This is a genomic window from Gammaproteobacteria bacterium (assembly GCA_015709695.1).
Classification (GTDB): Bacteria; Pseudomonadota; Gammaproteobacteria; order Steroidobacterales.
In genome coordinates this window covers 534720-559722 of record CP054183.1, presented here as the reverse complement: position 1 = coordinate 559722, position 25003 = coordinate 534720, and the positions used below count along the sequence as shown (strand labels likewise).

Below are 25003 nucleotides of genomic sequence, written 5' to 3'. Positions count from 1 at the left end.
GGCAAGGTGTGCCGGTCAGTGGCTGCGACGGCGACCCAGGCCAATCAGCCCCACCAGGCCGCTGCCCAGCAGCCAGACCGCGGCAGGAACCGGAACGGCCGCCACCTCGAAGGCTGCCTCGGAAATTCCGGTAACGAACGTGCTGCCGTGATTGGACAGGATCGTCATCCGTACGTATGCCGCAGCCGTCGGTGTGAAGCCGAAGACCTGCGCATAGTTGGCATTTCCAAGACCCTCGACAGCGGTGAAATTGCCGAGCAGCGTCGGCGAGGAGAACGCCGAATTGTCATCCGCCCACAGGCTGAAGCTGTTTACGCCCTGGCCGGCGGACTGCGGATCGTTCCAGAGCGCAAGCGATTCGATGAGGGCCTGCCCGCCGAGGTCGAAATCGAAGTTACCCGTGAGCGTGCCTGTGGACGAGTACCAGATCTTGAAGCCGCTGCCACCCGACGACAGGGTCGTGTAGGCAGTCGGCACGTAGACGTCGAAGTCGGTGACGCCTGACACATAAGCCGACGGCAACAGGCCAGACTGGTCGATGGCGAACGAGGGCAGGTATTGGGAACTGTAGTTACCCATGCCCGACGTGGCGGCAACCGGCTGCAGGATCGTGCCTGCCTGGACAGCTGCCGCAGTCAGACTCATCGTCGCGAGCAAGGCAATACCGCAGAGATTCTTCTTCATGTTGTTGGCTCCGGTACGGTTATACCAATCGATACTGAACCGGATCATGCCGCGTTGCAATCGCCGTGAAGCCGGACCAGCCGCTTCGTGACGGCAACAGCAGCAACTTCACCCCCGACTCGGTACCTTATGTTCACTCCGGCGGCGGGCGAAAGCCGCCGCAGAGTTCCTCGACCAGGGCGGCACACTCCAGCGCCGTGTACTCGTGCAGGTGAGGCGCGATGAGTTGCACGCCCACCGGCAAGCCCTGCGGATCGAGACCGACTGGCACCACCACGGCGGGAAGCCCCGTGACGGTGGCGAGCGCGCACCAGAACACCTGCTGCATGTAGGCCACCTCGCGCCCGCCGAGGCTCAGGCTGCGCTGTTCGAAGGGCCGCGGGTCGTGGGGCAAGGCGGTGACGGGCGCGACCGGCGTCATGAGGATGTCGTGGTCGCAGAAGAAGTCTTCCCAGGCCGCGCGATACCGCTCGCGGTCCTCGCAGGCGCGCAGCCACTCGCGGTGCGACTGGGTGACGGCCGCCGGCATCGCCGCCAGCGGGCTCCAGGGCGCGGCGGGGTCGACGCGGCGCGCGGCAGCGGCGAAGGCACGGAACACCGGCTCCGGGAATCCGGCGCTCATCTCGCCGTACATCAGCTGGAAGAAGCAGCGGAAGTGCGCGGCCGGATCGAAATCCGGGCGCGCCGCTTCGTCCACCGCCACCCCCGCCTCGCGCAGCGCCGACACCGCGCGGCCCAGCACCGCGGCGACGCCCGGCGCCGGCGGGCACTGCGCATCGTCGAGCCAGGCCGCCACCCGCAGGCGGCGCGCCGTGTCGCGGGCGGGCGGCAGCGCCAGGCGCCAGCCGGCGGCGTCGCGCGCTTCGGGGCCGGCCAGCACGTCGAGCGCCAGGCGCAGGTCGGCAACCCGGCGCGCCATCGGACCGGCGACCATCAGGTCTGGACGACGGCGGTCACCGCGCACCGGCGAGAGCACGCCGGCGGTCGGCACGACGCCGAAGCCCGGCTTCAGCGAACAGAGGCCGGTGAAATGCGCCGGGATGCGCAGCGACCCGGCGAGATCGCTGCCGATCTCCAGCGGCACGACACCGGTGGCGAGCGCCACGGCGGCGCCGCCGCTCGAGCCGCCCGGCGTGCGCGCCGGGTCCCAGGGATTGCGCGTGGTGCCGAAGACTTCGTTGAAGGTCTGCAGGTCCAGCGCGTACAGCGGCACGTTGCTCTTGCCGATGACGATGGCACCCGCATCGACCAGCCGCTGCACCGCGGGCGCGGTACGCTCCGGGCGATGGTCGCGCCACTCCGGTGCGCCGTTGACCGCCGGAAACCCGGCCACCTCGAAGCAGTCCTTCACGGTGATGGGCAGACCGTGCAGTGGCCCGCGGGGCAGCCCCGCGCGGCGCACCTGGTCGGCGGCGCGGGCCCGGGCCAGGGCGCCCGGGGCATCGAGGGCGACGATGGCGTTGAACCGCGGGTTGATCTCCTCGATGCGCGCCAGCGCGCGCCGCAGCAGCTGCTCGCTGCTGACGCTGCCCGCCGCCAGCGCCGCCAGGAGATCCACAGCCGGGCTGTATGTGGCGTTGCCGGTCACGGGATCGCTGCCGCCGCTGCCGGGAAGCGGTTGGCCTGCCTCAGGACCCGTCGAGGAAGTAGAGCGCGATGACCTCGGCGACGCAGGCCGGCTTGGCCTGGCCCTCGATCTCGATGGTGTTCTCGAGGATCACCTGCAGGGCGCCGGCGCGCTTCTGCGCCTGAAGCAGCACGCTGCGCAGGCGCACGCGGCTGCCGGCGGGCACGGGGTTCTTGAAGCGCACCTTGTTGAGGCCATAGTTGATGGCCCGCTGCAGGGTCGGCATCGACACCAGTTTGTCCATCAGCGCCGGCAGCAGGGAGAGCACCAGGTAGCCATGCGCGATGGTCTGGCCCCCGGGCATCTCGGTGCGGGCGCGGGCGGTATCGACATGGATCCACTGGTGGTCGTCGGTGGCCTCGGCGAACCGGTCGATGCGCTGCTGGTCGACCAGTACCCAGTCGGATACGCCGATCTCCTGCCCGACCAGGGCCTTGGCATCCTCGATGGTCCTGACGATGCGCGGGTTCATGCGTGGAGCACCTCAGCGGCCCGCCGCGGCGAGGAATTCGCCACGGAACCGGTCGTCATCCTGGAACACGCCGAGCATTTCCGTCGTGACCATGCGCACATTGGCGCGATGCACGCCGCGCGTGGTCATGCACTGGTGCTGCGCCTCGACCATCACCGCCACGCCGCGCGGTTCCAGCACATCTTTGATGCAGCGGGCGATTTCGGCGGTGAGGCGCTCCTGGACCTGCAGGCGCCGCGTATAGGCCTCCACCACGCGTACCAGCTTGCTGATGCCGGCCAGGCGCCGGTCCGGCAGGTAGGCCAGGTGAATGCGGCCGATCATGGGCGCCATGTGGTGCTCGCAGTGCGACTCGAAATCGATGTCGCGCAGGGTCACCAGCCGGCGGTAATGGCCCACCTGCTGGAAGGAACCGCCGAGGATCTCGTAGGGGTCCACGCCGTAGCCGGAGAACCAGTCATCGAGCGAGCCGACCACCCGGGCCGGGGTCTTGCGCAGGCCGGGACGTGTGGCGTCATCGCCGATCCAGCGCAGCAGGACGCGGACCGCGTCCTCCGCCTGGGCCCGCGTGGGCCGTCGCGATCTGGTGCTGGTGGCCATCAGGAGGCGCCTTTGCTTCGATTCATGGTGTGCCAGCACCTGCCGCCCCGGTGAGACGCTGCAGGTCCTCGCGTGAGTTGATGCTGTCGAGCTGGTCCGCGGCCAGGGCATCGAGCAGGACAGGTCCGCAGGCCTCGAGCAGGGCACGCGGACTGGTGTTGCCGCCCCCGGCCACCTGGCGCTGGAACCGCGCAAGGGTAGCCGGTTCATAGATGGCGCACAACGGCTCGGGGCGGCCGTCATGGGCACCGCGGAATGCGGTCGCGCAGGCCGCGGGTTCGCGTGCCGCAACCAGCCGCGCGAGCTCGTCGGCACCCATCCGCGGCATGTCGCAGGCCATCACCAGCCAGGCTGTAGCGGGCATGGCCGCGTGTGCGGCGAGCATGCCGGCCGCGGGGCCGATGCCGGACGCCACGTCCACCAGCAGCGGGAAGCGCCCGCGCAGGGCGTCGCCGGACTGGTCGGCGCGCACCGCGACCCACACCTCCGGCACCAGCGTGGCCAGCAGCGCCACCGCGCGTTCCAGCATCGGGTGCCCGTCGAGCATGACGGCCGCCTTGTCCCTGCCCAGCCGCTCACTGCGGCCACCGGCCAGCACCAGGCCGAGCAGCGGCGGGACCGCGTCAGCCATGCGGCGGCGTGCTGGTGCCGTAGTCGCTCTTGCCGCCGGTCTTGCTGACCAGCCTGATATCGCTGATCACCATGTCGTGCGACAGCGCCTTGCACATGTCGTACACCGTCAGCGCGGCGACGCTGGCGCCGGTCAGCGCCTCCATCTCCACGCCGGTGCGGTGTTCCACCCGCACCAGGCAGTCGATGACGGCATGGCCGTCCTCCGCCACGCGGATGCTGATCTTCACCGCGTCCAGTGCCAGCGGATGGCAGAACGGGATCAGCTCGTGGGTGCGCTTGGCAGCCATGGTGCCGGCGATGATGGCGGTCTGGAACACCGGCCCCTTGGCCGTGCGCAGCTCGCCGGCCACCAGCGTGGCACGCACGGCATCGGGCAGCAGCACGCGCGCCTGCGCTGCGGCAGTGCGCTGCGTCACCGGCTTGCCGCTGACGTCCACCATCGTCGGCTGGTTGTCGGCATCGAGGTGGGAAAACATGGCGGCAATTATAGACCCGGCGTACGCGGGCGGCTCTTGACCGACCTGTTATCATTTTCGCATGGCACGCACGATCATCGACAAGATCTGGGACGAGCACCGGGTGGCGGAACTGGGCGAGGACAGCAGCCTGCTGTACATCGACCGGGTATTCCTCCACGAGCGCACCGGCAGTGTCGCCCTCAAGGAACTCGCTGCGGCAAATCGCCGCGTGCGCAATCCCGAGCAGGTGTTCTGCACGATGGACCACATCGTCGACACCCTGCCGGGGCGCGGTGATGCGACCCGCATGCCGGGCGGCACCAGCTTCATCACCCAGACGCGCGAGGCGGCACGCGCCGCGGGCATCACGCTGTTCGACATCGGCAGCAGCGACCAGGGCATCGTCCATGTCGTCTCGCCGGAACAGGGCATCGCCCTGCCGGGCGTGACCCTGGTCTGCCCGGACAGCCATACCTGCACACTGGGCGGCATCGGTGCGCTGGCCTGGGGCATCGGCTCCACCGAAGCCGAGCATGCGCTCGCCACCAAGACGCTGGCCGTGCGCAGGCCGCGCAGCATGCGCATCGATTTCCACGGGCGCCTGGCACCCGGCGTCACCGCCAAGGACATGATCCTCGCGCTGATCGGCGCCCACGGCGCCTCGGGGGGTGTCGGCTACGTCATCGAGTTCGCCGGCGAGGCGGTGCGCGCCCTGCCCGTCGAGGCGCGCCTCACCCTGTGCAACATGGGCGTGGAGTTCGGCGCCTGGACGGTGATCATCGCCCCGGACGACACCGTGTTCGACTACGTGCGCGGCCGGCCCTACGCCCCGAAGGACCAGGTGCTGGAGCAGGCGATCGCCCACTGGCGCACGCTGCAGACCGATGCCGGGGCGGTGTTCGACCGGGAGCTCAGCCTGGATTGCTCGACCCTGGCCCCGCAGGTCACCTGGGGCACCAGCCCGCAGCACGAGACCGGCATCGACGGCACGGTGCCGGATCCGGCCCGCGAGCCCGATGCCAACCGTCGCCAGGCCATGGAACGCGCCCTCGCCTACATGGCCCTGTCCCCCGGCATGCGCCTGGACGAACTGCCGATCCAGGCCGCCTTCATCGGCTCCTGCACCAACAGCCGGCTGTCGGACCTGCGTGCCGCGGCGGCGATCCTCGAGGGGCGCAAGGTGGCCAGCGGCGTGCGCGCCATCTGCGTGCCCGGTTCCACCCAGGTGAAGCAGGCCGCGGAGCGCGAGGGCCTGGACCGCGTGTTCCGCGAGGCCGGGTTCGAGTGGCGCGAGTCAGGCTGCTCGATGTGCTTCTACGCCGGCGGCGAGAGCTTCGGCTTCGAGGAGCGCGTGGTGTCGAGCACCAACCGCAATTTCGAGAACCGCCAGGGCCCGCGCACGCGTACCCACCTGGCGAGCCCGGTGACCGTGGCCGCCTCGGCCCTCACCGGGCGGCTGACCGACGCCCGCACCCTGGCACGCTGAACGCCGCAGGTCACCAGGCATGGAAAAGTTCACCCGCATCACCGCCATCGCCGCGCCGCTGTTGCGCATCAACATCGACACCGACGCCATCATCCCCAGCCGCGAGATGAAGACGGTCGGCAAGACCGGCCTGGCCGCCGGCCTGTTCGCCGGCTGGCGCTACCAGGCACCCGGCAGCCGCGAGGAAGACCCTGCCTTCGTGCTCAACCGCGAGCCCTACCGCAAGGCGCGCATCCTGCTGGCCGGCGCCAACTTCGGCTGCGGCTCCTCGCGTGAACACGCGGTGTGGGCGCTGCAGGAGTGGGGCATGCGCGCCATCATCGCCCCGAGCTACGGCGCCATCTTCGCCGGCAACTGCGTGCGCAATGGCATCCTGCCCGTGGTGCTGGACAACGCCGTGGTGGAAGACCTCGCCAGGCAGGTCGAGGCCGACCCCGCCAGCCGGCTGCTGACCGTGGACCTGGTGGCATGCACCGTTCTTGCACCGGATGGCCAGCGCCACGGCTTTGCCATCCCCGCGGCCGACCGTGAAATGCTGCTGGAAGGCCTCGACGGCATCGCCCTGACGATGAAGCGCGACGACGAGATCCTCGCCTTCCAGGGGCGCGACCGGCTGCGCAGGCCCTGGATCTACCTGTAGCGGCCGGCCTCCGGCGTCATTTCGTTGCGGGTGCCAGGGCGACGTCGCCGCGCGCCGGGAACCCGGCGAGGATCTGCGTGACGGCGGCATCCACCGCGCCGGCCGGATTTTCGCGGACCTTCTGGGTGATGCGCCCCTCGGCGACACCCTGCCAGACCAGCGCCTTGCGCGCCGCGTCCACCACGTCGATGGTGAGCGTGCCCTGCTTGTAGTTGGTAGTCTCGACGTCGTACGGGTAGCCGCCCCAGGCGCCGTACATGCCACCGCGGTAGCCGTAGTAGCCATAGCCGGCGCTGACGCTGGGGGAAGTGCGGACCTCGGTCTTGTCGACGAGGTTGACGTTGAAATTGAGGCGCAGCTGGGGATTCGCCTCGTCGTAGCTGTAGCCCTTGGCCTGCATCTCGCGACGGGCTGCATCCTTGAGGCGTGCGGTGAGCAGGGTGGAATAGCCGGCCTTGTCGGTGGCCAGAGGCTCGAAGAAGCCGAAGCTGCGATAGGCGCCGAAATCGACGCTGGGGTCGCCATCGACACGGATGCTGGGGCCGGACGCACAGCCGGCGAGGACCGACAGCACCAGGGCGCACAGCGCCAGCTTTCCCGACTGCAATCGCATTTGAAACTCCTGTCCGGTGACCGATGCGCCAGTCTGCGCCGCCGCCGGCATGCGCGGCAAGCGGTCCGCGCCAGCCGCCGTCATTCGGCGCCGACCACGCCCTGGCTGACCATGGCGTCGATCTCGGCCTTGCCGTAGCCCGCCTCCGCCAGCACCTCGCGGCTGTGCTGGCCACGCCGCGGCAGGTCGCGCAGCACGCCGAAGCGCTGGCCAGCCATTTCCAGCGGCAGGGCCGGCAGCCGCGTGGCCTCGCCCTTGCGTTCGCCATCGGTGACCGTCAGAGGCAGCAGGCCGCCGCTCGCCACCAGGTGCGGGTCATCGAACAGCTGCTCCGGCCGGGCGATGGGCGCGAACGGCAAGCCGGTCTTCTCGAGCTTGGCCATCAGATCCTGCTTGCTGTACTTCAGGAAAGTCGCCTTGATGACCGGCAGGAGGCGATCCTTGTGGGCCACGCGGTCGTTGTTGGTGTCGAGGCTGCGGTCGGCGGCCATGTCGCGCAGGTCGAAGGCATCGCACAGCAGCTTCCACTGCTTGTCGCTGACCACGCCGACAAACACCTGCTCGCCATCGGCGGTGTCGAACACCTGGTAGATGGCCCAGGCGGAGACACGCACCGGCATGGGCGCCGCGGCCTTGCCGGTGACGGCGAACTGCGCCATGTGCTGGCCCACCAGAAACACGGTGCTTTCGTAAAGCGAGGCGACGATGTACTGGCCGCGCCCGCTCGCCTGGCGCTGGTACAGCGCAGCGATGATGCCCAGCGCGCCGAACATGCCGCCCTGCACGTCGATCACCGAGGTGCCGGCGCGCAGCGGCTTGCCCGGCGGGCCGGTCATGTAGGCCAGGCCGCCCATCATCTGCGCCACCTCGTCGAGCGCGGTACGCTCCTCGTAGGGCCCGGGCAGGAATCCCTTCTCCGAGCAGTAGATCAGCCGCGGGTTGCGCCGGCTGAGCGCCTCGTAGCCCAGGCCCAGCCGGTCCATGGTGCCGGGGCGGAAGTTCTCGATCACCACGTCCGCCTTGTCGATCAGCCTCAGCACCGCCTCCTTGCCGGCGGGTGCCTTCAGGTCAACGCACAGGCTGCGCTTGTTGCGGTTGTACATGGGGAAGTAGCCGGCCCCCGATCCGGGAAGCGTCCGCGTGCTGTCGCCCTCGGCCGGCTCGATCTTGATGACGTCGGCGCCGAGGTCCGCCAGCATCAGCCCGGCGGCAGGCCCCATGACCATGTGGGTGAACTCGATGACGCGAACGCCGGCCAGGGGGAGTGACTGCTTGCCTGCCATGGATTTCCTCGGTCGCTGCATGATGTCGGTGGCGCCCGCGGCGGGCCGCGGGGGGCGTGGATTATCGCCCACGCCGACCCCATATAGAATAGAGCCGCGGCCGGACCCACCGGGTGCGGCGCGACACCCGAGGACCCGCCCACATGCAAGAACGCAACGATATCGACGTGCTGGTCAGCGAAGTCGGCCCGCGCGACGGCCTGCAGAGCATCAAGTCCATCATGCCTACGGCCGCGAAGAAGGCCTGGATCGCTGCGGAAGCCGCCGCCGGAGTGCGCGAGATCGAGGTCTGCTCGTTCGTGCCGGCGAAGCTGCTGCCGCAGATGGCCGATGCCGCCGAGGTGGTGCGCTATGCGCGAACCATCCCCGGCCTGACGGTGCTGGCGCTGGTGCCGAACTTCAAGGGTGCCGAGAATGCCATCCAGGCCGGCGCGCACAAGATCGCCCTGCCGCTGTCCGCCAGCGAGACCCACAGCAAGGCCAACCTGCGCAAGACCCACGATGAAGTGATCGACGAGGTGCGGCGCATCAGCGAGCTGCTGCGCAGCCTGCCGGCGGACCAGCGCCCCGGCTTCGAAGGCAACGTCGCCACGGCCTTCGGCTGCACGCTCGAGGGCCCGGTGCCGGAAGGCAAGGTGGTGGAACTCGCCAGGCGTCTCATGGAGGCCGGCGTGGACGAGGTCGGGCTCTCCGACACCACCGGCTATGCGAACCCCGCGCAGCTGCGCCGGCTGATCAAGCTGGTGCGCGCCGAGATCGGCAGCGAGCGGCTGTCGGGCGTGCACCTGCACAACACCCGCGGTCTCGGCCTGGCCAATGCGCTGGCCGCGCTCGAGGAAGGCATCACCACGCTCGACAGCTCGCTCGGCGGGCTCGGCGGCTGCCCCTACGCGCCCGGCGCCAGCGGCAACATCGTCACCGAGGACCTGGTGTTCATGCTCGATGCCATGGGCCTGCGCACCGGCATCGACCCCGGCAAGCTGCTCGAGGTGCGCCGCATCCTCATCGACGCGCTGCCCGGCGAGGCCATGTACGGCTTCACGCCCGAGGCGGGGCTGCCGAAGGGCTATGCTGCCGGCGGCTGGGGAGTGCGCGCCGCGGCTTGACGCCTGCCAACGCGTATATTCCGCGCGGGTCCCGTCGGGGACCCGCGGCAGTTGCATCTGGTACCGGTGTTTCAGTACTTGAAATTCACGTCGAGCTGGAAGCGGTCGTAGTCCACCTCATTGCCCCGGCTTTTGCCCACCTGGTTGATGTAGTACGAGAAAGCCATGTTGGCCGAGTTGGTCAGGGCATAGGCACCGCGAATGACGTGCCCCCTTGTGTCCGTGCCGCCGCCGCCAAAGTCCGAGTCTGTCCACAGGCCAAAGACCGCGTCACTCTCCAGATCCTGGTAGGTGTAGGAAACCTCCCAGCTCCCCTTCGCCCTGGCCGTGCCGAGCTGAGCACCAGCAGCCCAGCCCGAATCCAAGTCATCAGCGTCAAGGTTGTTCACGTAATCGAAGAACACGCTGACCGGCAGGCCAAGCACCTTGAAGCCGACATCGGCAAAAGCCTGCAGCTCCTGATAGTCGTACAAGTATCGGCCATTGGTATCCACGCTGTTGCCGTAGTACTTGGGAGCCTTGCCCGGGACCACGTAGAACGCGCCCTTCCCGGCGGTGTTGAGGTCGAAGTAGCCCGCACCTAGCGTCAGCTTTGCACTGTCGTTGACCGGCCACACCACGCCCAGCTGGCCACCGGCGCCGAAGGCCTGGGAATTGTCACTGTCGCTCTCGATCCATGTCCCAAGCAGATTCGCAAAAACGGGCCCCCTGCGGTAGCTGAGACCCAGGCCCTCCGGGTTCAGGTCGGCGTCCCAGATGAGGCCGTTCTTGCCCGGACGATACTGGTTGTTGCGAACCTTGCCGCCGAAGAGGTTCAGGTCCGGCTGCACCGTCCAGTTGAAGTAGGCCAGATCGAGGTAGATGCCCTTGCCGGAACCGCCGCCACCCAGCGTCTGGTTAGAGGATGCCGGATCGGCATCCTGCCGCGTTGACAGGCCGAAGCCCACCTCAAGGTTGTCCTGTGGCTTGGCGATAACGGCGGCACGGGCACGCAAGCGCTCGCGATTGCGCTCGTCCTTGTCTTCCTGGTCGATGTTCTCGTAGCGGACCCGGAAGTCTCCCTGCAAGGACACCTTTTCCGTCCAGGAGGACCCTGCGGGCATGGCGGGCGTGACAGTGGCAACGGGCACCGCTGCCGCAGCAGCGGGCGCCGTCGCGGCCTGAGCGTTCACGGCCTTCTCTTCGGCCAGTTGCCGCTCGACATCGGCAAGTTTCTGGTTCAGGGCCGCCACGCTGTCTCTGAGGGCCTGGAACTCTGCGTCCGATACGGCCGCCGTGCCAAGCGGACTGGCAAGCGACAGGCCGATTGCCAGGGCAAGTTGCTTACGATTCATCATCGATTCACCTCGTCTGCGATGGTTGGAATCCGGCGCAGCGCGGCCCGTGACCGGCTGCGGTGTCACCGCGGCTCGCGCGGTACTGCCGGCATTCTGCGTGCCGGATATGACGGCCTCATGACAGCAGTATCAGCAGCCCGCAAGCAGCCCTGCACCGCCTCCGATGAGGCGGTCAGCCGAAGCGGCCTGTGACGTAGTCTTCGGTGAGCTTGTGGGACGGGTTGGTGAAGATCTTGTCGGTGGGGCCGACCTCGACCAGCGTGCCCAGGTGGAAATAGGCCACCCGCTGTGACACCCGCGCCGCCTGCTGCATGGAATGCGTGACGATGGCGATCGCGTAGTTGCGGGACATCTCGTCGATGAGGTCCTCGATGCGTGCCGTGGCGATGGGATCCAGTGCCGAGCAGGGCTCATCCATGAGGATTACCTCTGGATTCACGGCGATGGCGCGAGCTATGCACAGGCGCTGCTGCTGCCCCCCGGAAAGGCCAGTGCCGGGCGCGTCCAGCCGCTGCCGGACCTCATCGAGCAAGCCAGCACGATCGAGGCTGCCGTAGACGATGTCATCGAGCTCGCGCCGGCTGCCTGCGAGCCCATGGATCCGCGGACCGTAGGCCACATTCTCGTAAATCGACTTCGGGAACGGATTGGGCTTCTGGAATACCATGCCGACACGGGCACGGAGCATGACCACGTCCATGCCGCGCGCGTAAATATCCTCGCCATCGAGGCGGAACTCCCCGGTGACGCGCGCACCCTCGATGGTGTCGTTCATCCGGTTGAGGCAGCGGATGAAGGTGGACTTGCCACATCCAGAAGGACCGATCAGGGCGACGACCTCGCCACGACCGATCTCCAGGCTTACATCCCTCACCGCCTGGGTCTCGCCGTAGTGGACGTTGCAGCCACGCACGGTGATGACGGGATCCCGCGCGCGGATGTCGCCCACCGTCCGGCCCTCGCCGTGGGCGCCGGCCGACGCCTCAAGACCGGCCTCTGCCGTCGCCGATCTCGTCTCTGCCGCCAAGGCGAACCCATCCCGCACAATAGCGATGTCGCGATCCATTGTTACCATATGCGGACACCCCGGGCCAGCCTGGGCCCACCGGCCTGCGGCGCTACCATCGCCGCTCAAAGCGGCTGCGCAACCATACCGCCGCCAGGTTCATCACCAACAGGAAGCCCAGCAGCACCATGATGGCTGCCGAGGTGCGTTCCACGAATGCGCGCTCCGGGCTGTCTGCCCACAGGTAGATCTGCACCGGCAGGGCGGTGGCCGGATCCATCGGCGTGGACGGTATGTCGACGATGAAAGCCACCATGCCGATCATGAGCAGCGGCGCGGATTCGCCCAGCGCCCGGGCCATGCCAATGACCGCTCCGGTCAGCATTCCCGGCAGGGCCAGCGGCATCACATGATCAAACACCATTTGCATGGGCGAGGCGCCGATGCCAAGCGCGGCCTCGCGCACCGAAGGCGGCACGGCCTTGATGGCAGCGCGCGAGGCGATAATCACCACCGGCAGCGTCATCAGCGTCAAGACCAGCCCGCCCACCAGCGGCGAGGAGCGCGGTAACCCGAAGAAGTTGATGAACACCGCCAGCCCCAACAGGCCAAAGACGATGGAAGGCACTGCCGCCAGGTTATTGATGTTGACCTCCAGGAAATCGACCCAGCGGCTGCGCGGAGCAAACTCCTCGAGGTAGATGGCAGCTGCCACCCCCAGAGGGAAGGAAAGCACCAGGGTGACCAGCAACATGAAGAACGAACCCATCGTCGCACCCCGGATGCCTGCCAACTCCGGTTCCCGGGAATCGCCGTTGGTGAAGAATGCCTTGTTGAACCGCAGGGCAACCCTGCCGTCAGCCTCGAGCCGGTCCAGCCAGGCGAGTTGCGCCGCATCCAGCTTCCCGCCGCTTCGGCGATCCCGGCCGATATGCCCCTTGAGCAGCTGATCGACGGCATCATCCGCCGGCAGCCAGAGGCTCGCCCCGTGCCCCAGCAAGCGCGGTTCGGCGAGGAGCCTGTCACGCACGAGGAAGGCTGCACTGGAGCTGACCAGTGCATCGAGGTCACGCCGATCGCCTCGCGTCGTGACCTCAGGGAACAGGCGCCCCATCGCAGCCCTGACCACAGCCTGATAGTCCGCGCTGGCCAGTGCCCCGCTGTCAGGGCCTCCGCCGAGACCGAGTGTCACGGGGTCGAACTGCAGCTCCAGCCGCAGCTCGGCCTGGCGCAACGCGCTGAAACCGTTGCCGACGATCGTAAAGACCAGGAAACCTAGAAACGACACGCCAAAACCCACGGACAGCAGTCCACACGCGCGGAAGCGGCGTTCCCGGCGATAACGCCGCGCGAGACCCGCCTCCATGCGCTGGCGCGCCTGCGGCAAGCTGCGAGGTGCGGTCACCGGCAGGGTGGGCCCGCTCATTCGTACTGCTCCCTGTAACGGCGGACCACCCGCAGGGCGACGATATTGAGCGACAGCGTCACGATGAACAGCACCAGCCCAAGCGCGAAGGCGGCAAGGGTCTTCGGGCTGTCGAACTCCTGATCACCGACCAGGAGCGTGACGATCTGCACTGTCACGGTGGTTACCGCCTCCAGCGGATTGGCCGTGAGCTTGGCCGACAGGCCTGCAGCCATCACCACGATCATCGTCTCGCCGATGGCGCGCGAGACGCCGAGAAGGACTCCACCGACGATGCCGGGCAGAGCAGCGGGCACGACGACGCGCCTGATCGTTTCCGAGACGGTGGCCCCCAGGGCAAGTGAGCCGTCCCGCAGGGACTGTGGCACCGCATTTATGACGTCATCCGAGAGCGAGGAAACGAACGGGATGATCATGACGCCCATCACCAGCCCGGCGCCCAGGGCGCTCTCCGACTCCACGTCCATGCCCATGGCCTGGCCCGCCTCGCGCAGCAACGGCGCGACCGTGATGGCAGCAAAATAGCCGTACACCACGGTGGGAATGCCAGCGAGGATCTCCAGCACCGGCTTGACCACGGATCGCACGCGGGGAGCTGCATACTCGGACAGGTAGATCGCGCTCATCAGCCCTGCAGGCACCGCCACCAGCATGGCAATCGCCGTGATGAGCAACGTTCCCGCAAACAGCGGCACGGCGCCAAACGCCCCGGAGGCCCCCACCTGGTCCGGCCGGATGGCCGTCTGCGGACTCCACTCCAGTCCGAACAGGAACTCGTGGACCGGCACTCTGGCAAAGAATCGCGCCGCCTCGAAGACCACCGACAGCAGGATGCCGACCGTGGTGACGATGGCGACCATGGATGCCGCCATCAGGAGCATGCGGGCCAGCGCCTCGACGTGATTGCGCGCGCGGAACCGGGGGCTGATGCGCAAGCCGGCCAGCAAGCCGCCAGCCATGGCCACGGAGATGACCAGCAACGCCAGCAACCAGCGGGCGCGTGTCTGCAGGGAGAGGTACAGGTCTGCCGATGGTTGCAACGCCAGCTGCCGCACGGTGCCCATGCCGCGCCCTGCTGCCAGGGTTCGCACGTCGTTCATCACCAGCCCCAGCTCGGGCCCATCGGCGGAGCGGTAAGGTTCCGGCAGTGCTTCGACCACCCGCGCCATGATGAACGAGTCGCTGCCTGCCACCCACAGCAGGAGCAGCAGAAGCGCCGGTCCGGCGGCCCAGACGGCGGCGAAGCAGCCGTAGTGGACGGGCAACGAGTGCAGGTTGCGGATGCCGCGATGCCCGCCCACCAGCGTGATCGCCCGGCGCCGGGCGAGCACGAACGTAGCGAACAACAGTGCGCTCAGCAGCAATAGCAGCGTGGGCAGCCGCATGATCCCCTACTTCACCGGCGCCATCGCCACCAGGCCACGCGCGGCCTTCTGCGTGGCTGCGAGTTCGACGGCGGGCAGCGGAATCAGCCCCTTGCCGGCCAGGTAGCCCTCGACTCCCATGGCCTTGTTGCTGGTGAACTCGGTCAGGAACTCGGGGATCCCGGGGATGGCCGCCGCGTGAGCCTTCTTCACGTAGAAGAATAGCGGCCGCGCTACCGGGTAGGCGCCCGACGATATGGTCTCGAAGGTCGGCAGCTGTTTGTCTACCGATGAGGCCTGCACCGAATCCTCGTTCTCCTCCAGGAAACTGTAGCCGAAGATGCCGACGGCCACGGGGTTGGCCCTGAGCTTCTGCACGATCAGGTTGTCGTTCTCGCCGGCCTCGATGAAGCGACCGTCCTCACGGATAGTCTGGCACACGGCCTTGAACCGAGCCTCGTCCTTGTCCTTGAGCGCCGCGATCGCCGGGAATGCCCTGCAGCCTGCGTCCATGACCATTTCCACGAAGGCATCCCGGGTGCCGGAGGTGGGTGGCGGGCCCAGCACCTCGATGGGCTCGCCCGGCAGCACCGGGTCGACTTCCTTCCATGTCCTGTACGGGTTGGCGATGAGGTCTGCGCCGCCCACGGGATCCGGTACCTGCTTTGCCAGCGCGAGGAAGACCGCCTTGCGGGTCAGCGCCAGCCTCGGGCCCTTGACGGAATTGGCCAGCACGATGCCGTCGAACCCGATCCGGACCTCGACGATCCCGTTCACCCCATTCCTGGCGCACTCCGCGAACTCGCTGGCCTTGATGGCGCGCGAGGCATTGGCGATGTCAGGATACTGCACACCGACACCGGCGCAGAACAGCTTGAACCCGCCGCCGGTGCCGGTGGACTCGATCTTCGGCGTCTTGAACCTGCTGCCTCGGCCAAATTGCTCGGCAACGACCGTGGCAAACGGGTACACCGTGGAGGATCCCACGATGCTGATGTAATCACGGGCAGCCTGGCCGAAGGCCAGAGACGCCGCCACGGTGGCGGCCGAGATGCCGGTGCCCAAGGCCAGCGCGTTACGCCGGAATGCTGCCTTCACGATAACCTCCGCCAGGTGTGTTGCCTTCAATGACGGCAGTCTAGGCAGGCCTTGTTAAGGAATTATTTCAGCGGGCTCGCGCCGAGGCCGATCTCCTGCCTGGCCGTATCGACTCCGACGTGCCGGATGTCCTTGCCGTGCACGAGGTAGACGACGTGCTCCGAGATGTTCGTCGCATGGTCGCCGATGCGCTCCAGCGCCCTCGCCACCCAGGTAATATCCAGGAAACGGCGGATCGTGCGCGGATCCTCCATCATCACCGTGATGCACTGGCGTGCGATCGAGTCGTACTGCTCGTCCACCAACTGGTCCTGCTCCACCACGGCCAGGGCGTCCGCGGCATCCATCCGCGAGAATGCATCCAGCGCGTCGCGAAGCATCTCCTGCACATGGCCAGCCAGCAACTCCAGTTCGTGGTACTCGCCGTGTTCCTCCGCATCCGCGGCCAGGCGGGCTGCCAGGGTGGCAATCTTGCGTGCTTCGTCGCCGACCCGCTCCAGATCCGTGATCGTCTTGACCACGGCCATCACCAGCCGCAGATCGGCAGCGGTGGGCCCGCGGATCGCCAGGATCTTCGTGCACTCCTCATCGATGGCCATTTCCAGACGGTTGATCTTGTAGTCTTCCGCAGCCACCCGCAGGCCCATCGCACTGTCCCCGGTGATGATGGCCCGGATGGCCACATCGAGATGCTGCTCGACCAGGCCGCCCATGCGCAGCACCTCGCTGCGCACGTGTTCGAGTTCCTCATTGAAGCGGCGGGAGATGTGGTGGCTGAATCGTTCGGTCTCCATGGTTTCCTCATCCGGGTACGCAGACCCGTGCGTCAGGAAGAATCAGGACGGGGCAAGCCGGTGCGGGGGAAAGTGACAGGTGAACGTGCTGCCTTCCCCTGGACGGCTGCGGATTTCGAGCTCCGCCTCGTGGCGGCGAAGGCAGTGCTTCACGATGGCGAGACCGAGACCGGTACCGCCCTGCTGGCGCGCCCTGCCATGGTCCGTTCGATAGAAGCGCTCGGTGATCCGCGGGATGTCCTCTTCCGCGATACCTATGCCGGTATCCGCGACGGCCAGGTGGCCGCCTGCCCGGTCGACCTGCCAGCTGATGCGGACCGCGCCCTCCGGAGGCGTATAGCGGATGGCGTTGGACACCAGATTGGAAACGACGGAGTGCAGCTCGCGGGAATCGCCGAGAACGCCGGTGGCAGAGGCGCTTTCGACCTCCACCCGCCGGGGGCGCTCCGGCATAGCCAGAGCCTCTCGCCTGGCGGCCTGCAGCAGCGCAGCCATGTCGACCTCCCGCTCCAGTCCACAGGGGGCAGCGGACTCAAGCCGCGACAGCTCCAGCAGGTCGTCGAGCAGCTGCGCCATCCGGGTCGACTGGCTGCGCATCTCCGCCAGGGGTGCGTGCCAATCGGCTGGCGCCCGCTCGTCCCCTGCCAGCGCGTCGAGATACCCGGAGATGACCGTGAGCGGTGTGCGCAGCTCGTGGGATGAATTGGCGACAAAGTCGCGGCGCATGCGCTCCACCCGCAACGTGGCAGTGATGTCACGCACCAGCAGCAGGCGCTGCTCGGGCCCGTAAGGGATCATCAGGCAGGATATCCAGGTATCGCCGCCGGCTGGCGCCGGCACTTCGATGGTGCGGCTGAAGTCACCCTCTGCGACGTACGCGACAAAGTCTGGATGGCGCAGGAGGCTGTCGATGCGCTGGCCGCGGTCCCGCCCCTTCTTCAGTGAAAGCAGGCGCGCTGCCGCAGCGTTGAAGGTGACGATACCGTGCTTCCCGTCCAGCAGCACGCCGCCGTCGGGAAAGGCACCCGCCGAGGCCCGCAGCTCGCGCAGCACGTCACGCCAGCGCCGCCGACGGCGCCTGGACTTCTCCCGGATGTACTCGATACGTGCGAACACCGGCGGCCAGACCCCGGAGCCATCGGTCACCCCACGAAGACGCCCTGTGCGCAGCCACTCATCCAGGCGGTAGAGGTGGTAGAGATGCCAGCCAAGGCTGCCGATCGCCACCAGCAATGCCCCGAGCAACATGTGATCGTAGAACCAACCAACGATCGCGCCTGCGATGATGAGCCCCGCGAGCCGTAGCAGCGCGGAAGTCCAGACGGGTGGCATGCCGGAGCAACGCCGCGGCTAGCCCGCCGAGAGGCGATAGCCCGCGCCCCTGACGGTCTGCACGTAGCGATCCGCGCCGTGCGGCTCCAGCGCCTGGCGCAAGCGCCGTACATGGACGTCCACCGTGCGTTCCTCCACGTCGGTGTTGCGACCCCAGACATTGTCGAGCAATTGCCCGCGGCTGTAGACCCGCTCCTGGTTCTCCATCAGGAACTTGAGCAAGCGGTACTCGGTTGGCCCGACGGCCAGTTCCACGGAGCCCGCCCGGATGCGGTGTCCCACAGGGTCCAGGCGCAAGTCACCGAGTTCGAGCACTTCCGTGCCGGTACCGCCAGTGCGCCGCAGGACCGCGTTGATTCGGGCCACCAGCTCGCGGCCCGAGAACGGCTTCGTGATGTAGTCATCTGCACCACTCTCCAGGCCGGTGACCTTGTCGCGCTCCGCGACGCGGGCGGTCAACAGGATGATGGGGAGTTCCCGGCTGGCCTCATCCCGGCGCAGGGACCGTGTCAGCTCGATGCCACTGGCATCGGGAAGCATCCAGTCCACGAGGACAAGGTCGGGGCGACTGTCAGCGATGCGGCTGCGCGCAGTGGAGCTGTCTGCCGCCTCGTCCACGACAAATCCGGCGCGGGTGAGGTTGAAGGCAATCATGCGCCGGACGGGCGCCTCATCCTCGACGATCAGGACCTTCCGTGGAGCGATGTTGCGTGCGCTTGACATCATCCTGGCTGATTTGAGCAGGCTTCCATTACAAACCAGTTACAGCCCCCACCTCAAGCATCGGGCAGCACGCAGCTTTGCCGAGCCGGTACGCCAACTTTGCACCTCGGGCCGCCGGGGGATTGCTAAGATGCGCCGTCGCGGGGACCAATCAATCCGGCAGCCCCGGCGAGGTGGCTAGAGATGGCCGATGGCAAGCGCAGCGGCTGGCGGCACCTCCTGGCCGCCAGCGGATACTCATTGGCCGGGCTGCGTGCAGCCTGGGCTCATGAAACCGCTTTCCGCCAGGAGGTGGGGCTGGCACTGATCCTTGCACCCCTGGCATTCTGGCTGGGCGAAACGGCAATGCAGCGCCTGATGCTGCTCGGGTCCTGCCTGCTGGTGCTGATCGTGGAGCTGCTCAATTCTGCCATCGAGGCAGTCGTCGACCGGATCGGACCCGAGGCCCACGAGTTGTCTGGACGTGCCAAGGACCTGGCATCGGCGGCGGTCTTCCTCGCCCTGCTGCTCGCTGCCGCGGCATGGGCCGCGGTCGCCATGCAGCGCTTCCTGTCCTGATGAGGCCCGGCCCTCGCCCACCGGGCCACCCCCTCGCCCGGCCTATTTCGCCGCCACCTTCGCCGTCTCCTGCTGGATGTAGGCGATGATGTTGGCGCGGTCCTGCGCATCCTGGATGCCGACGAAGACCATCTTGTTGCCCGGGAGGAAATCGCTCGGTCGCTCCAGCCACTTGTCGATCTGCTCCGCGGTCCAGGTGATGCCGGACTTGGCCACAGCGCCGGAGTAGGCGTAGCCCGTCACGCTGCCGGCATGCCGGCCGATGACGCCGTAGAGCGTCGGGCCGATCTTGCCGGGCTCGGTCTCGGGCGCCAGGCTGTGGCAGGCACGGCACTGGAAGAACTGGATCTTGCCGCGATTGAGGTCCGCCCTGGCGATCATCGCCTCCAGCTCCGGGTTGGGCGGCGGCGAAGGCACCGCGGCCGGTGCCGTGGCCGCGCTCGGCGTCGCCGGAGCCGCGGCCGGTGTCGCCGCCCCGGGCGCGGGCTTGCTGCCGCAGCCGGCCAGCGCCACCAGCGCCACGGCCAGAAAAACCCTTGCGAACCGCGACAGGCAGCGCTCGTACATCGGACTCTCTCTTTCGGTCAGGTGGACTGGCGCCGCAGCTCGGCGGCGCGATGGATGGCACGGCGGATCCGCGGATAGGTTCCGCAGCGGCAGATATTGGTGATGGAGCGGTTGATCGCCTCGTCGTCGGGCTGCGGGTTCTGCTCCAGGAAGGCCGCCACCGCCATGATCATGCCCGGCTGGCAGTAGCCGCACTGGGGCACCTGCTCGTCGATCCAGGCCTGCTGCACCGGATGCAGCTGCTCGGACTTGCCGATGCCCTCGATGCTGGTGATCGAGCGCCCCGCCACGGCGGACACCGGCACGACGCAGGAGCGGATCGACTGGCCATCGAGATGCACGGTGCAGGCACCGCACAGCGCCATGCCGCAACCGTACTTGGTGCCGGTGTAGCCCAGCGTGTCGCGCAGCACCCAGAGCAGCGGCATCTCGTCGGGTACCTCGACGCTGACATCCTGGCCATTGAGGCGGAACTTCACCATGGCGCCAGTTTAACCGCTGCGGTCCCTGAATTGGAGGCCGCCGGGCGCGAGGCTCATGACCGAGCCCCCCGCGCCTCGCGCCGCCGCGCGCCCGCTGGCAGAATGCAGCGATGCGCAAGGTCTTCGAGGAACTGCGCCTGAAGCCGCGACAGCCGGGCGTCTGCTCCGCCGGCCGCTGGCACCGCCACGCGGCGGCACCCGCCTTCACTTCGGCCAATCCGGCCACCGGCAGGCCGCTGGCCACGGTCACGGGCGCGGGCCCGCGCGACCTCGACGCGATCCTGGATGCATCGCGCCAGGCGTTCCTCCGCTGGCGCGAGATCCCCGCCCCGCAGCGTGGCGAAGCCATCCGCCGCATCGCCGATGGCCTGCGGGCCCACCGGGATGCGCTCGGCACCCTGGTGAGCCTGGAGTCCGGCAAGATCCGCGCCGAGGGCATCGGCGAAGTGCAGGAGATGATCGACATCGCCGATTTCGCCGTCGGGCTGTCGCGCATGCTCTACGGCCGCACCATGCCTTCCGAGCGGCCTGGCCATCGCCTCTACGAACAATGGCAGCCGCTCGGCGTGGTCGGCATCGTCACCGCCTTCAATTTCCCGATGGCGGTCTGGTCCTGGAACGCATTCATCGCCGCCGTCTGCGGCAACGCCTGCGTGTGGAAGCCGTCACCGAAGACCCCGCTGTGCAGCATTGCCGTCCAGCACATCTGCAACCGCGCACTGGCCGACGGCGGCTTTCCGCCGGTCTTCTCGCTGCTCAACACCGCTGACGCGGACCTCGCCGGGCAGCTGGTGGCCGACCGGCGCGTGGACCTGCTGTCCTTCACCGGCTCCACCGCGGTGGGACGCCAGGTGGCCAGCGTCGTCGCCGGCCGCCTCGGAAAGTGCCTGCTCGAGCTCGGCGGCAACAACGCCATCATCGTCGACCGGGAGGCGAACCTGGACCTCGCGGTGCCGGCGATACTCTTCGGTGCGATCGGCACCGCCGGACAGCGCTGCACCACCACCCGGCGGCTGATCGTCCATCACAGCCGCACGCGGGAATTGAGCCGCCGCCTGGTTGCCGCCTACCGCCAGCTGCGCATCGGCGATCCGCTGCGGAAAGGGATCCTCATGGGCCCGCTGATCGATGCCGCTGCGGTGGAGCACTACCTCGCCACGCTGGCGGAACTGCGACGGCTGGGCGCGACCATCCTCCACGGCGGCAGGCGGCTGAAACGCCCCGGCCATTTCGTCGAGCCGGCGCTGGTTCTGGCGCAGCACGACTGGCCGCCGGTACAGCGCGAGACCTTCGCGCCGATCCTCTACCTGATGTCCTGCCGCAGCCTCGACCAGGCGATCGCATGGCAGAACGAGGTGCCGCAGGGCCTCTCCTCCGCCCTCTTCACCGACCGCCTGCAGCATGCCGAGCGCTTCCTCGCGGCGACCGGCAGCGACTGCGGCATCGCCAACGTCAACATCGGCACCTCGGGGGCGGAGATCGGTGGCGCCTTCGGCGGCGAGAAGGACAGCGGCGGCGGCCGCGAGGCCGGCTCGGATGCCTGGAAGGCCTACATGCGCCGGCAGACCGTGACCATCAACTGGGGCACCGGCCTGCCGCTCGCGCAGGGCATCGATTTCTCCGTCTGAGCCGCTGCCGCCAGTCTCAGAGCTGCAGCGCGCCCGGGTTCATGATGCCGGCCGGGTCGAGTTCCTTCTTGATCTCGCGGATGGCGCGCGCGGCCTCGGCCTGGCGGCCTTCCATGTAGGGATAGGTCTTGCCTACCTGCATGTGGACCGCGCCCACCGAGGCGAACACCTTCCTGATCTCGCCGCGCAGCTCGCGCACCAGCGCCCGGCCGTCCGGGTTGGCCGGGTACTTCGGCAGCAGGTTCAGGTACTCCTGCGGCAGGAAGCGGTTGTGGAACACGGTGCGATCGTCTTCCCAGTAGAACACCGGCTCGTAGAGGAAGGCGTTGGTGTTGATGGCGAGGAACATGCCGCCCTTGTCCACCTTCAGCTTCTGCATGCGCGCGGCGTTGTCCGCGTAGAGCCGCGACAGCTTCGCGTGGAACTCGTTCATCTTCGAGAACGGCATGATGCCGTGCATCGGCACCCAGCGCTCGCCTTTGGGCCCGAGCACGGCATACAGCGGCATGAAGGGCATGGCGCGGATCACCGTCGGGATGGTATTGGCGGTCTCCTGGCCATGCGGCTCCATGGCCGCGCGCAGCACCGCGAGCTTGCCCTTGATCTCGCCCCGCGATACTCCCTCGACCGTGTAGTGCGCCGAGTAATTGTGCCCCGCCAGGAAGCGCTTGCCGGCTGCCGCCATCTTCACCAGCTTGCCGGCGGCTTCCAGCGGATTGCGCGCCGTCTTCGCCACCGCCAGGGCCGCGGCCACGGCGTCCTTGGCGTTCGCCTTGCCGAGCTGGCCCTGCTGCAGCCGGGGATCGAGGCCGAAGTTGTCCGCGGAGACGTTCTCGCGGGCGACCGCCGCCATGCCGGCGGCCATCTGCTCGAAGGTCTCGAAGCCGAACGAGGCCGCGCCGAAGTATGGCGGCGACTTGATCAGCCGCAGGCTGATGCTGGCCTTGATGCCGAGCGCACCCGCATCGCCGCAGAACAGGCCGGTGAGGTCCGGGCCGTACCAGCGGAAGAAGGGCTTGCCGTTGGCCGCGGCGAACGAGCCGGTACGCAGGATCTCGCCGTTCGCCAGCACGATCTCGAAGCCGAGGATGGCATCGGCCGAGATGCCGTAGTTGCCGGAACCGAGGCTGGCGCTGTTCTGCGACGCCGAGCCGCCGAGCGTGGCCTTGATGCCGGAGAACGGCCCCCAGAAGCTGGCGCGTACGCCCTTCTCCTTCAGCGCCTGCCACAGGTCGTGCCAGGTCACGCCCGGCTCGGCGGTGACGTACATGTCCTCGGTGTTGATCTCGATGATGCGGTTGAGCCGCGAGGTATCCACCAGCAGCGAGTTCGGTGTAGCCGGCAGGTAGCCGTCGGTGTAGGAGGCGCCGCCGCCGCGGGGGACCAGCGCCACGCCGGCCGCGGCGGCCAGGCGCACCACCGCCTGCAGTTCCGCGATCGAGCCGGGGCGTACCACGGCGAGCGGCAGCTCGCGGGCGTTGTAGACATCCATGGCGTGGAACTCGCGTTCCGCGGGTTCGGTGAGCACGTGCTCGCGGCCGATGGCCCGGCCCAGCGACTCGACGATATCGGCTGAATGCATGGGATTGGCAGACATGAGCGATCACCCACCCTGTTCTGGTACGCGTTGCGGTTCGGGGCAATGGCCCGCCATGGTAGAGGGCCGGAGCGGGAAATTGAAGCTGCGTCACGGACATGGCCGAGGCCGCGACCTGCCGCCCGGCGGCGGAGGCCGGCCGCAGTGTGACCGCCATCAACGCCCGGACGCACCGACATAATCCAGAATCCGCCCCAGCACCCCGCGACCGCGCGGCCCGACGCAACCGCACCGAGGCTCCACCGTGTACCGCGAGCACTTCAAGCTGCAGGACAGGCCGTTCACCCACGCACCGGGCGAACGCACCTTCCAGGCGAATGCGACCATGAGCGATGCGCTCGGGCGGCTGCAACACCTGCTCACCGCGCGCGATGCGGTGGCCGTCGTCACCGGCGGCCCGGGCGTGGGCAAGAGCGCGCTGGTGGAGTACGCGCTGGCGGCGCTGGGCAGCCGCGTCCTCGCGGCACGCGTGGACCTGCGCTACGGCGACCCCGCGGAGCTCTACGCGGCCACCCTGCTGGCACTCGGCACCACGCCCGGCAGCATGGCCCCGGCCCAGGCCTTCCACGAACTGCGCCTGGCCATGGGCCGGCTCGCCGCGGAAGACAAGCACCTGGTGCTCTGCCTCGACATCAGCGGCATCAGCACCGACATCGCCAGGCACCTGCTGCGCGTCGCCAACCTCGCCGGCGAGCGCGGCTGCCAGCTCAACATCGTGCTGATGGGTCCGCACCCGCTGCACCAGCAGGTCGACGTGCCGGCGCTCATCCAGCTGCGCCAGCGCATCGCCTTCCGCTACCGCGTGCGGCCGCTGACCCTCGCGGAGACCGAGCGCTACATCCGCCACCAGGTCGAGGCCGTGGGCGCGGATGCCACCGCGCTGCTGTCGAGCAACGTCGGCGCGGCAGTCTATTGCTACGTCGCCGGCGTGCCGCGTCTCATCAACACGCTGCTGGATGCCGCCCTGAGCGATGCCTGCCTGCAGGGCGTGCAGCGCCCGGATGGCAATTTCGTCAAGCGCACCGCCGAGGGGCTGGGCTGGAAGCCCATGACGCCGCCGCAGTCCGCGTCCGATGCCGCGGCCCGGCCCGCTTCACCGCCGGCACGGCCGGCCGCCGTGCGCAGCAGTCCGCCGAAGATCGCCGCCGTCGGCAGCAGCGTCGGCACCGAACGCGCACAGCCTGCCGCGGCCGCCGACAGCGGGCGCAAGCCCGAGCTGCCGGAACCGAGCGAGCTGACGCTGGCCCTGCGCGCCAGTGCCGCCACCGAGGCGGCCAGCGTGAGCCTGGCGGCGGAGAACCGCTCGCCGACCGCCGCCATCTTCGGCGGCAGTGACGGCGGGAGGCGTGCCGATGCGCCACCGCCCGTGGCCATGGACGAGGTGGACACCAGCGCCACCGGCATGCTGCGCCTGCAGGACCTCGACGAGCGCTTCGCCGAGACCATCTTCGGCCGCGAGGCCGAGGCGGCCGCCCGCCGCCGCGACTGA

General features: G+C 68.3%; 25 protein-coding genes. 6 read left to right on the top strand and 19 right to left on the bottom strand.

Annotated elements, in window-relative coordinates; translation table 11 throughout:
* Positions 1 to 15: 15 nt before the first annotated feature.
* The 6 genes from HRU81_02625 to moaC form a co-directional block, all read right to left on the bottom strand.
* Complete coding sequence (locus tag HRU81_02625) at positions 16 to 684, bottom strand: hypothetical protein (protein ID QOJ31092.1); 669 nt, start codon at positions 682 to 684, stop codon at positions 16 to 18.
* A 133-nt stretch (positions 685 to 817) separates the two neighbouring features.
* Positions 818 to 2272: an amidase gene (locus tag HRU81_02620; protein QOJ31091.1), complete on the bottom strand. Its 1455-nt coding sequence runs from the start codon at positions 2270 to 2272 to the stop codon at positions 818 to 820.
* Positions 2273 to 2312: 40 nt separating this feature from the next.
* Positions 2313 to 2783 (bottom strand): MaoC family dehydratase, encoded by a 471-nt coding sequence (locus tag HRU81_02615; GenBank protein QOJ31090.1) that lies wholly within the window; start codon positions 2781 to 2783, stop codon positions 2313 to 2315.
* A gap of 12 nt (positions 2784 to 2795) precedes the next feature.
* A complete protein-coding gene (gene folE, locus HRU81_02610) occupies positions 2796 to 3383 on the bottom strand; it encodes a GTP cyclohydrolase I FolE (protein ID QOJ31089.1) in 588 nt (195 codons plus the stop codon).
* 22 nt (positions 3384 to 3405) lie between these two features.
* Positions 3406 to 4014 carry an NTP transferase domain-containing protein gene (locus tag HRU81_02605; GenBank protein ID QOJ31088.1) on the bottom strand — a complete coding sequence of 203 codons (609 nt, stop codon included), beginning with the start codon at positions 4012 to 4014 and terminating at the stop codon, positions 3406 to 3408.
* Positions 4007 to 4492 carry a cyclic pyranopterin monophosphate synthase MoaC gene (moaC, locus tag HRU81_02600; GenBank protein ID QOJ31087.1) on the bottom strand — a complete coding sequence of 162 codons (486 nt, stop codon included), beginning with the start codon at positions 4490 to 4492 and terminating at the stop codon, positions 4007 to 4009. The genes HRU81_02605 and moaC overlap by 8 nt, the downstream gene beginning before the upstream one ends.
* A 61-nt stretch (positions 4493 to 4553) precedes the next feature.
* On the opposite strand from moaC, the gene leuC reads away from it, so the two are divergent.
* Together leuC and leuD are read left to right on the top strand one after the other, a co-directional pair.
* Positions 4554 to 5960 (top strand): 3-isopropylmalate dehydratase large subunit, encoded by a 1407-nt coding sequence (gene leuC / locus HRU81_02595; GenBank protein QOJ31086.1) that lies wholly within the window; start codon positions 4554 to 4556, stop codon positions 5958 to 5960.
* Positions 5961 to 5979: 19 nt separating this feature from the next.
* On the top strand, positions 5980 to 6600 hold the full coding sequence (leuD, locus tag HRU81_02590; GenBank protein QOJ31085.1) for a 3-isopropylmalate dehydratase small subunit: 621 nt from the start codon (positions 5980 to 5982) through the stop codon (positions 6598 to 6600).
* A gap of 16 nt (positions 6601 to 6616) precedes the next feature.
* Here the strand turns inward: leuD and HRU81_02585 are convergent, their stop codons facing one another.
* Together HRU81_02585 and HRU81_02580 are read right to left on the bottom strand one after the other, a co-directional pair.
* Positions 6617 to 7213, bottom strand: coding sequence for a DUF4136 domain-containing protein (locus tag HRU81_02585; protein QOJ31084.1), 597 nt, complete (start codon positions 7211 to 7213; stop codon positions 6617 to 6619).
* A gap of 80 nt (positions 7214 to 7293) precedes the next feature.
* A complete protein-coding gene (locus HRU81_02580) occupies positions 7294 to 8496 on the bottom strand; it encodes a CoA transferase (GenBank protein QOJ31083.1) in 1203 nt (400 codons plus the stop codon).
* A gap of 143 nt (positions 8497 to 8639) precedes the next feature.
* Between HRU81_02580 and HRU81_02575 the strand changes: the two genes are divergently transcribed.
* A complete protein-coding gene (locus HRU81_02575; GenBank protein QOJ31082.1) occupies positions 8640 to 9602 on the top strand; it encodes a hydroxymethylglutaryl-CoA lyase in 963 nt (320 codons plus the stop codon).
* 71 nt (positions 9603 to 9673) lie between these two features.
* Here HRU81_02575 and HRU81_02570 read toward each other — a convergent pair whose 3' ends face one another.
* The 8 genes from HRU81_02570 to phoB all read right to left on the bottom strand — a co-directional run bounded on the left by HRU81_02570 (position 9674) and on the right by phoB (position 18682).
* Positions 9674 to 10936 (bottom strand): putative porin, encoded by a 1263-nt coding sequence (locus tag HRU81_02570; protein ID QOJ31081.1) that lies wholly within the window; start codon positions 10934 to 10936, stop codon positions 9674 to 9676.
* Between the two features lie 175 nt (positions 10937 to 11111).
* Entirely contained in the window at positions 11112 to 12014 is a 903-nt protein-coding gene (locus HRU81_02565; GenBank protein ID QOJ31080.1) for a phosphate ABC transporter ATP-binding protein, read from the bottom strand.
* A gap of 43 nt (positions 12015 to 12057) precedes the next feature.
* Positions 12058 to 13371: a phosphate ABC transporter permease PstA gene (gene pstA, locus HRU81_02560; GenBank protein ID QOJ31079.1), complete on the bottom strand. Its 1314-nt coding sequence runs from the start codon at positions 13369 to 13371 to the stop codon at positions 12058 to 12060.
* Positions 13368 to 14756: a phosphate ABC transporter permease subunit PstC gene (gene pstC / locus HRU81_02555; protein ID QOJ31078.1), complete on the bottom strand. Its 1389-nt coding sequence runs from the start codon at positions 14754 to 14756 to the stop codon at positions 13368 to 13370. Before pstC ends, pstA begins: the two co-directional genes overlap by 4 nt.
* Before the next feature lie 6 nt (positions 14757 to 14762).
* A complete protein-coding gene (locus HRU81_02550; GenBank protein QOJ33251.1) occupies positions 14763 to 15800 on the bottom strand; it encodes a substrate-binding domain-containing protein in 1038 nt (345 codons plus the stop codon).
* Positions 15801 to 15895: 95 nt separating this feature from the next.
* Positions 15896 to 16627 (bottom strand): phosphate signaling complex protein PhoU, encoded by a 732-nt coding sequence (phoU, locus tag HRU81_02545; GenBank protein QOJ31077.1) that lies wholly within the window; start codon positions 16625 to 16627, stop codon positions 15896 to 15898.
* Between the two features lie 42 nt (positions 16628 to 16669).
* Positions 16670 to 17959: a phosphate regulon sensor histidine kinase PhoR gene (gene phoR / locus HRU81_02540; protein ID QOJ31076.1), complete on the bottom strand. Its 1290-nt coding sequence runs from the start codon at positions 17957 to 17959 to the stop codon at positions 16670 to 16672.
* Between the two features lie 18 nt (positions 17960 to 17977).
* Positions 17978 to 18682 carry a phosphate regulon transcriptional regulator PhoB gene (gene phoB / locus HRU81_02535; protein ID QOJ31075.1) on the bottom strand — a complete coding sequence of 235 codons (705 nt, stop codon included), beginning with the start codon at positions 18680 to 18682 and terminating at the stop codon, positions 17978 to 17980.
* A gap of 183 nt (positions 18683 to 18865) precedes the next feature.
* Between phoB and HRU81_02530 the strand changes: the two genes are divergently transcribed.
* Positions 18866 to 19240: a diacylglycerol kinase gene (locus tag HRU81_02530; protein ID QOJ31074.1), complete on the top strand. Its 375-nt coding sequence runs from the start codon at positions 18866 to 18868 to the stop codon at positions 19238 to 19240.
* A gap of 42 nt (positions 19241 to 19282) precedes the next feature.
* Here the strand turns inward: HRU81_02530 and HRU81_02525 are convergent, their stop codons facing one another.
* Entirely contained in the window at positions 19283 to 19807 is a 525-nt protein-coding gene (locus tag HRU81_02525) for a cytochrome c family protein (protein ID QOJ31073.1), read from the bottom strand.
* 17 nt (positions 19808 to 19824) lie between these two features.
* Positions 19825 to 20289 carry a (2Fe-2S)-binding protein gene (locus tag HRU81_02520; protein QOJ31072.1) on the bottom strand — a complete coding sequence of 155 codons (465 nt, stop codon included), beginning with the start codon at positions 20287 to 20289 and terminating at the stop codon, positions 19825 to 19827.
* Positions 20290 to 20399: 110 nt separating this feature from the next.
* Between HRU81_02520 and HRU81_02515 the strand changes: the two genes are divergently transcribed.
* Positions 20400 to 21917 (top strand): aldehyde dehydrogenase family protein, encoded by a 1518-nt coding sequence (locus tag HRU81_02515; protein ID QOJ31071.1) that lies wholly within the window; start codon positions 20400 to 20402, stop codon positions 21915 to 21917.
* A 16-nt stretch (positions 21918 to 21933) separates the two neighbouring features.
* On the opposite strand, the gene HRU81_02510 is transcribed toward HRU81_02515, so the two are convergent.
* Entirely contained in the window at positions 21934 to 23514 is a 1581-nt protein-coding gene (locus HRU81_02510; GenBank protein QOJ31070.1) for an FAD-binding oxidoreductase, read from the bottom strand.
* Positions 23515 to 23758: 244 nt separating this feature from the next.
* On the opposite strand from HRU81_02510, the gene HRU81_02505 reads away from it, so the two are divergent.
* Positions 23759 to 25003, top strand: a complete 1245-nt coding sequence (locus HRU81_02505; GenBank protein ID QOJ31069.1) for a hypothetical protein — start codon at positions 23759 to 23761, stop codon at positions 25001 to 25003.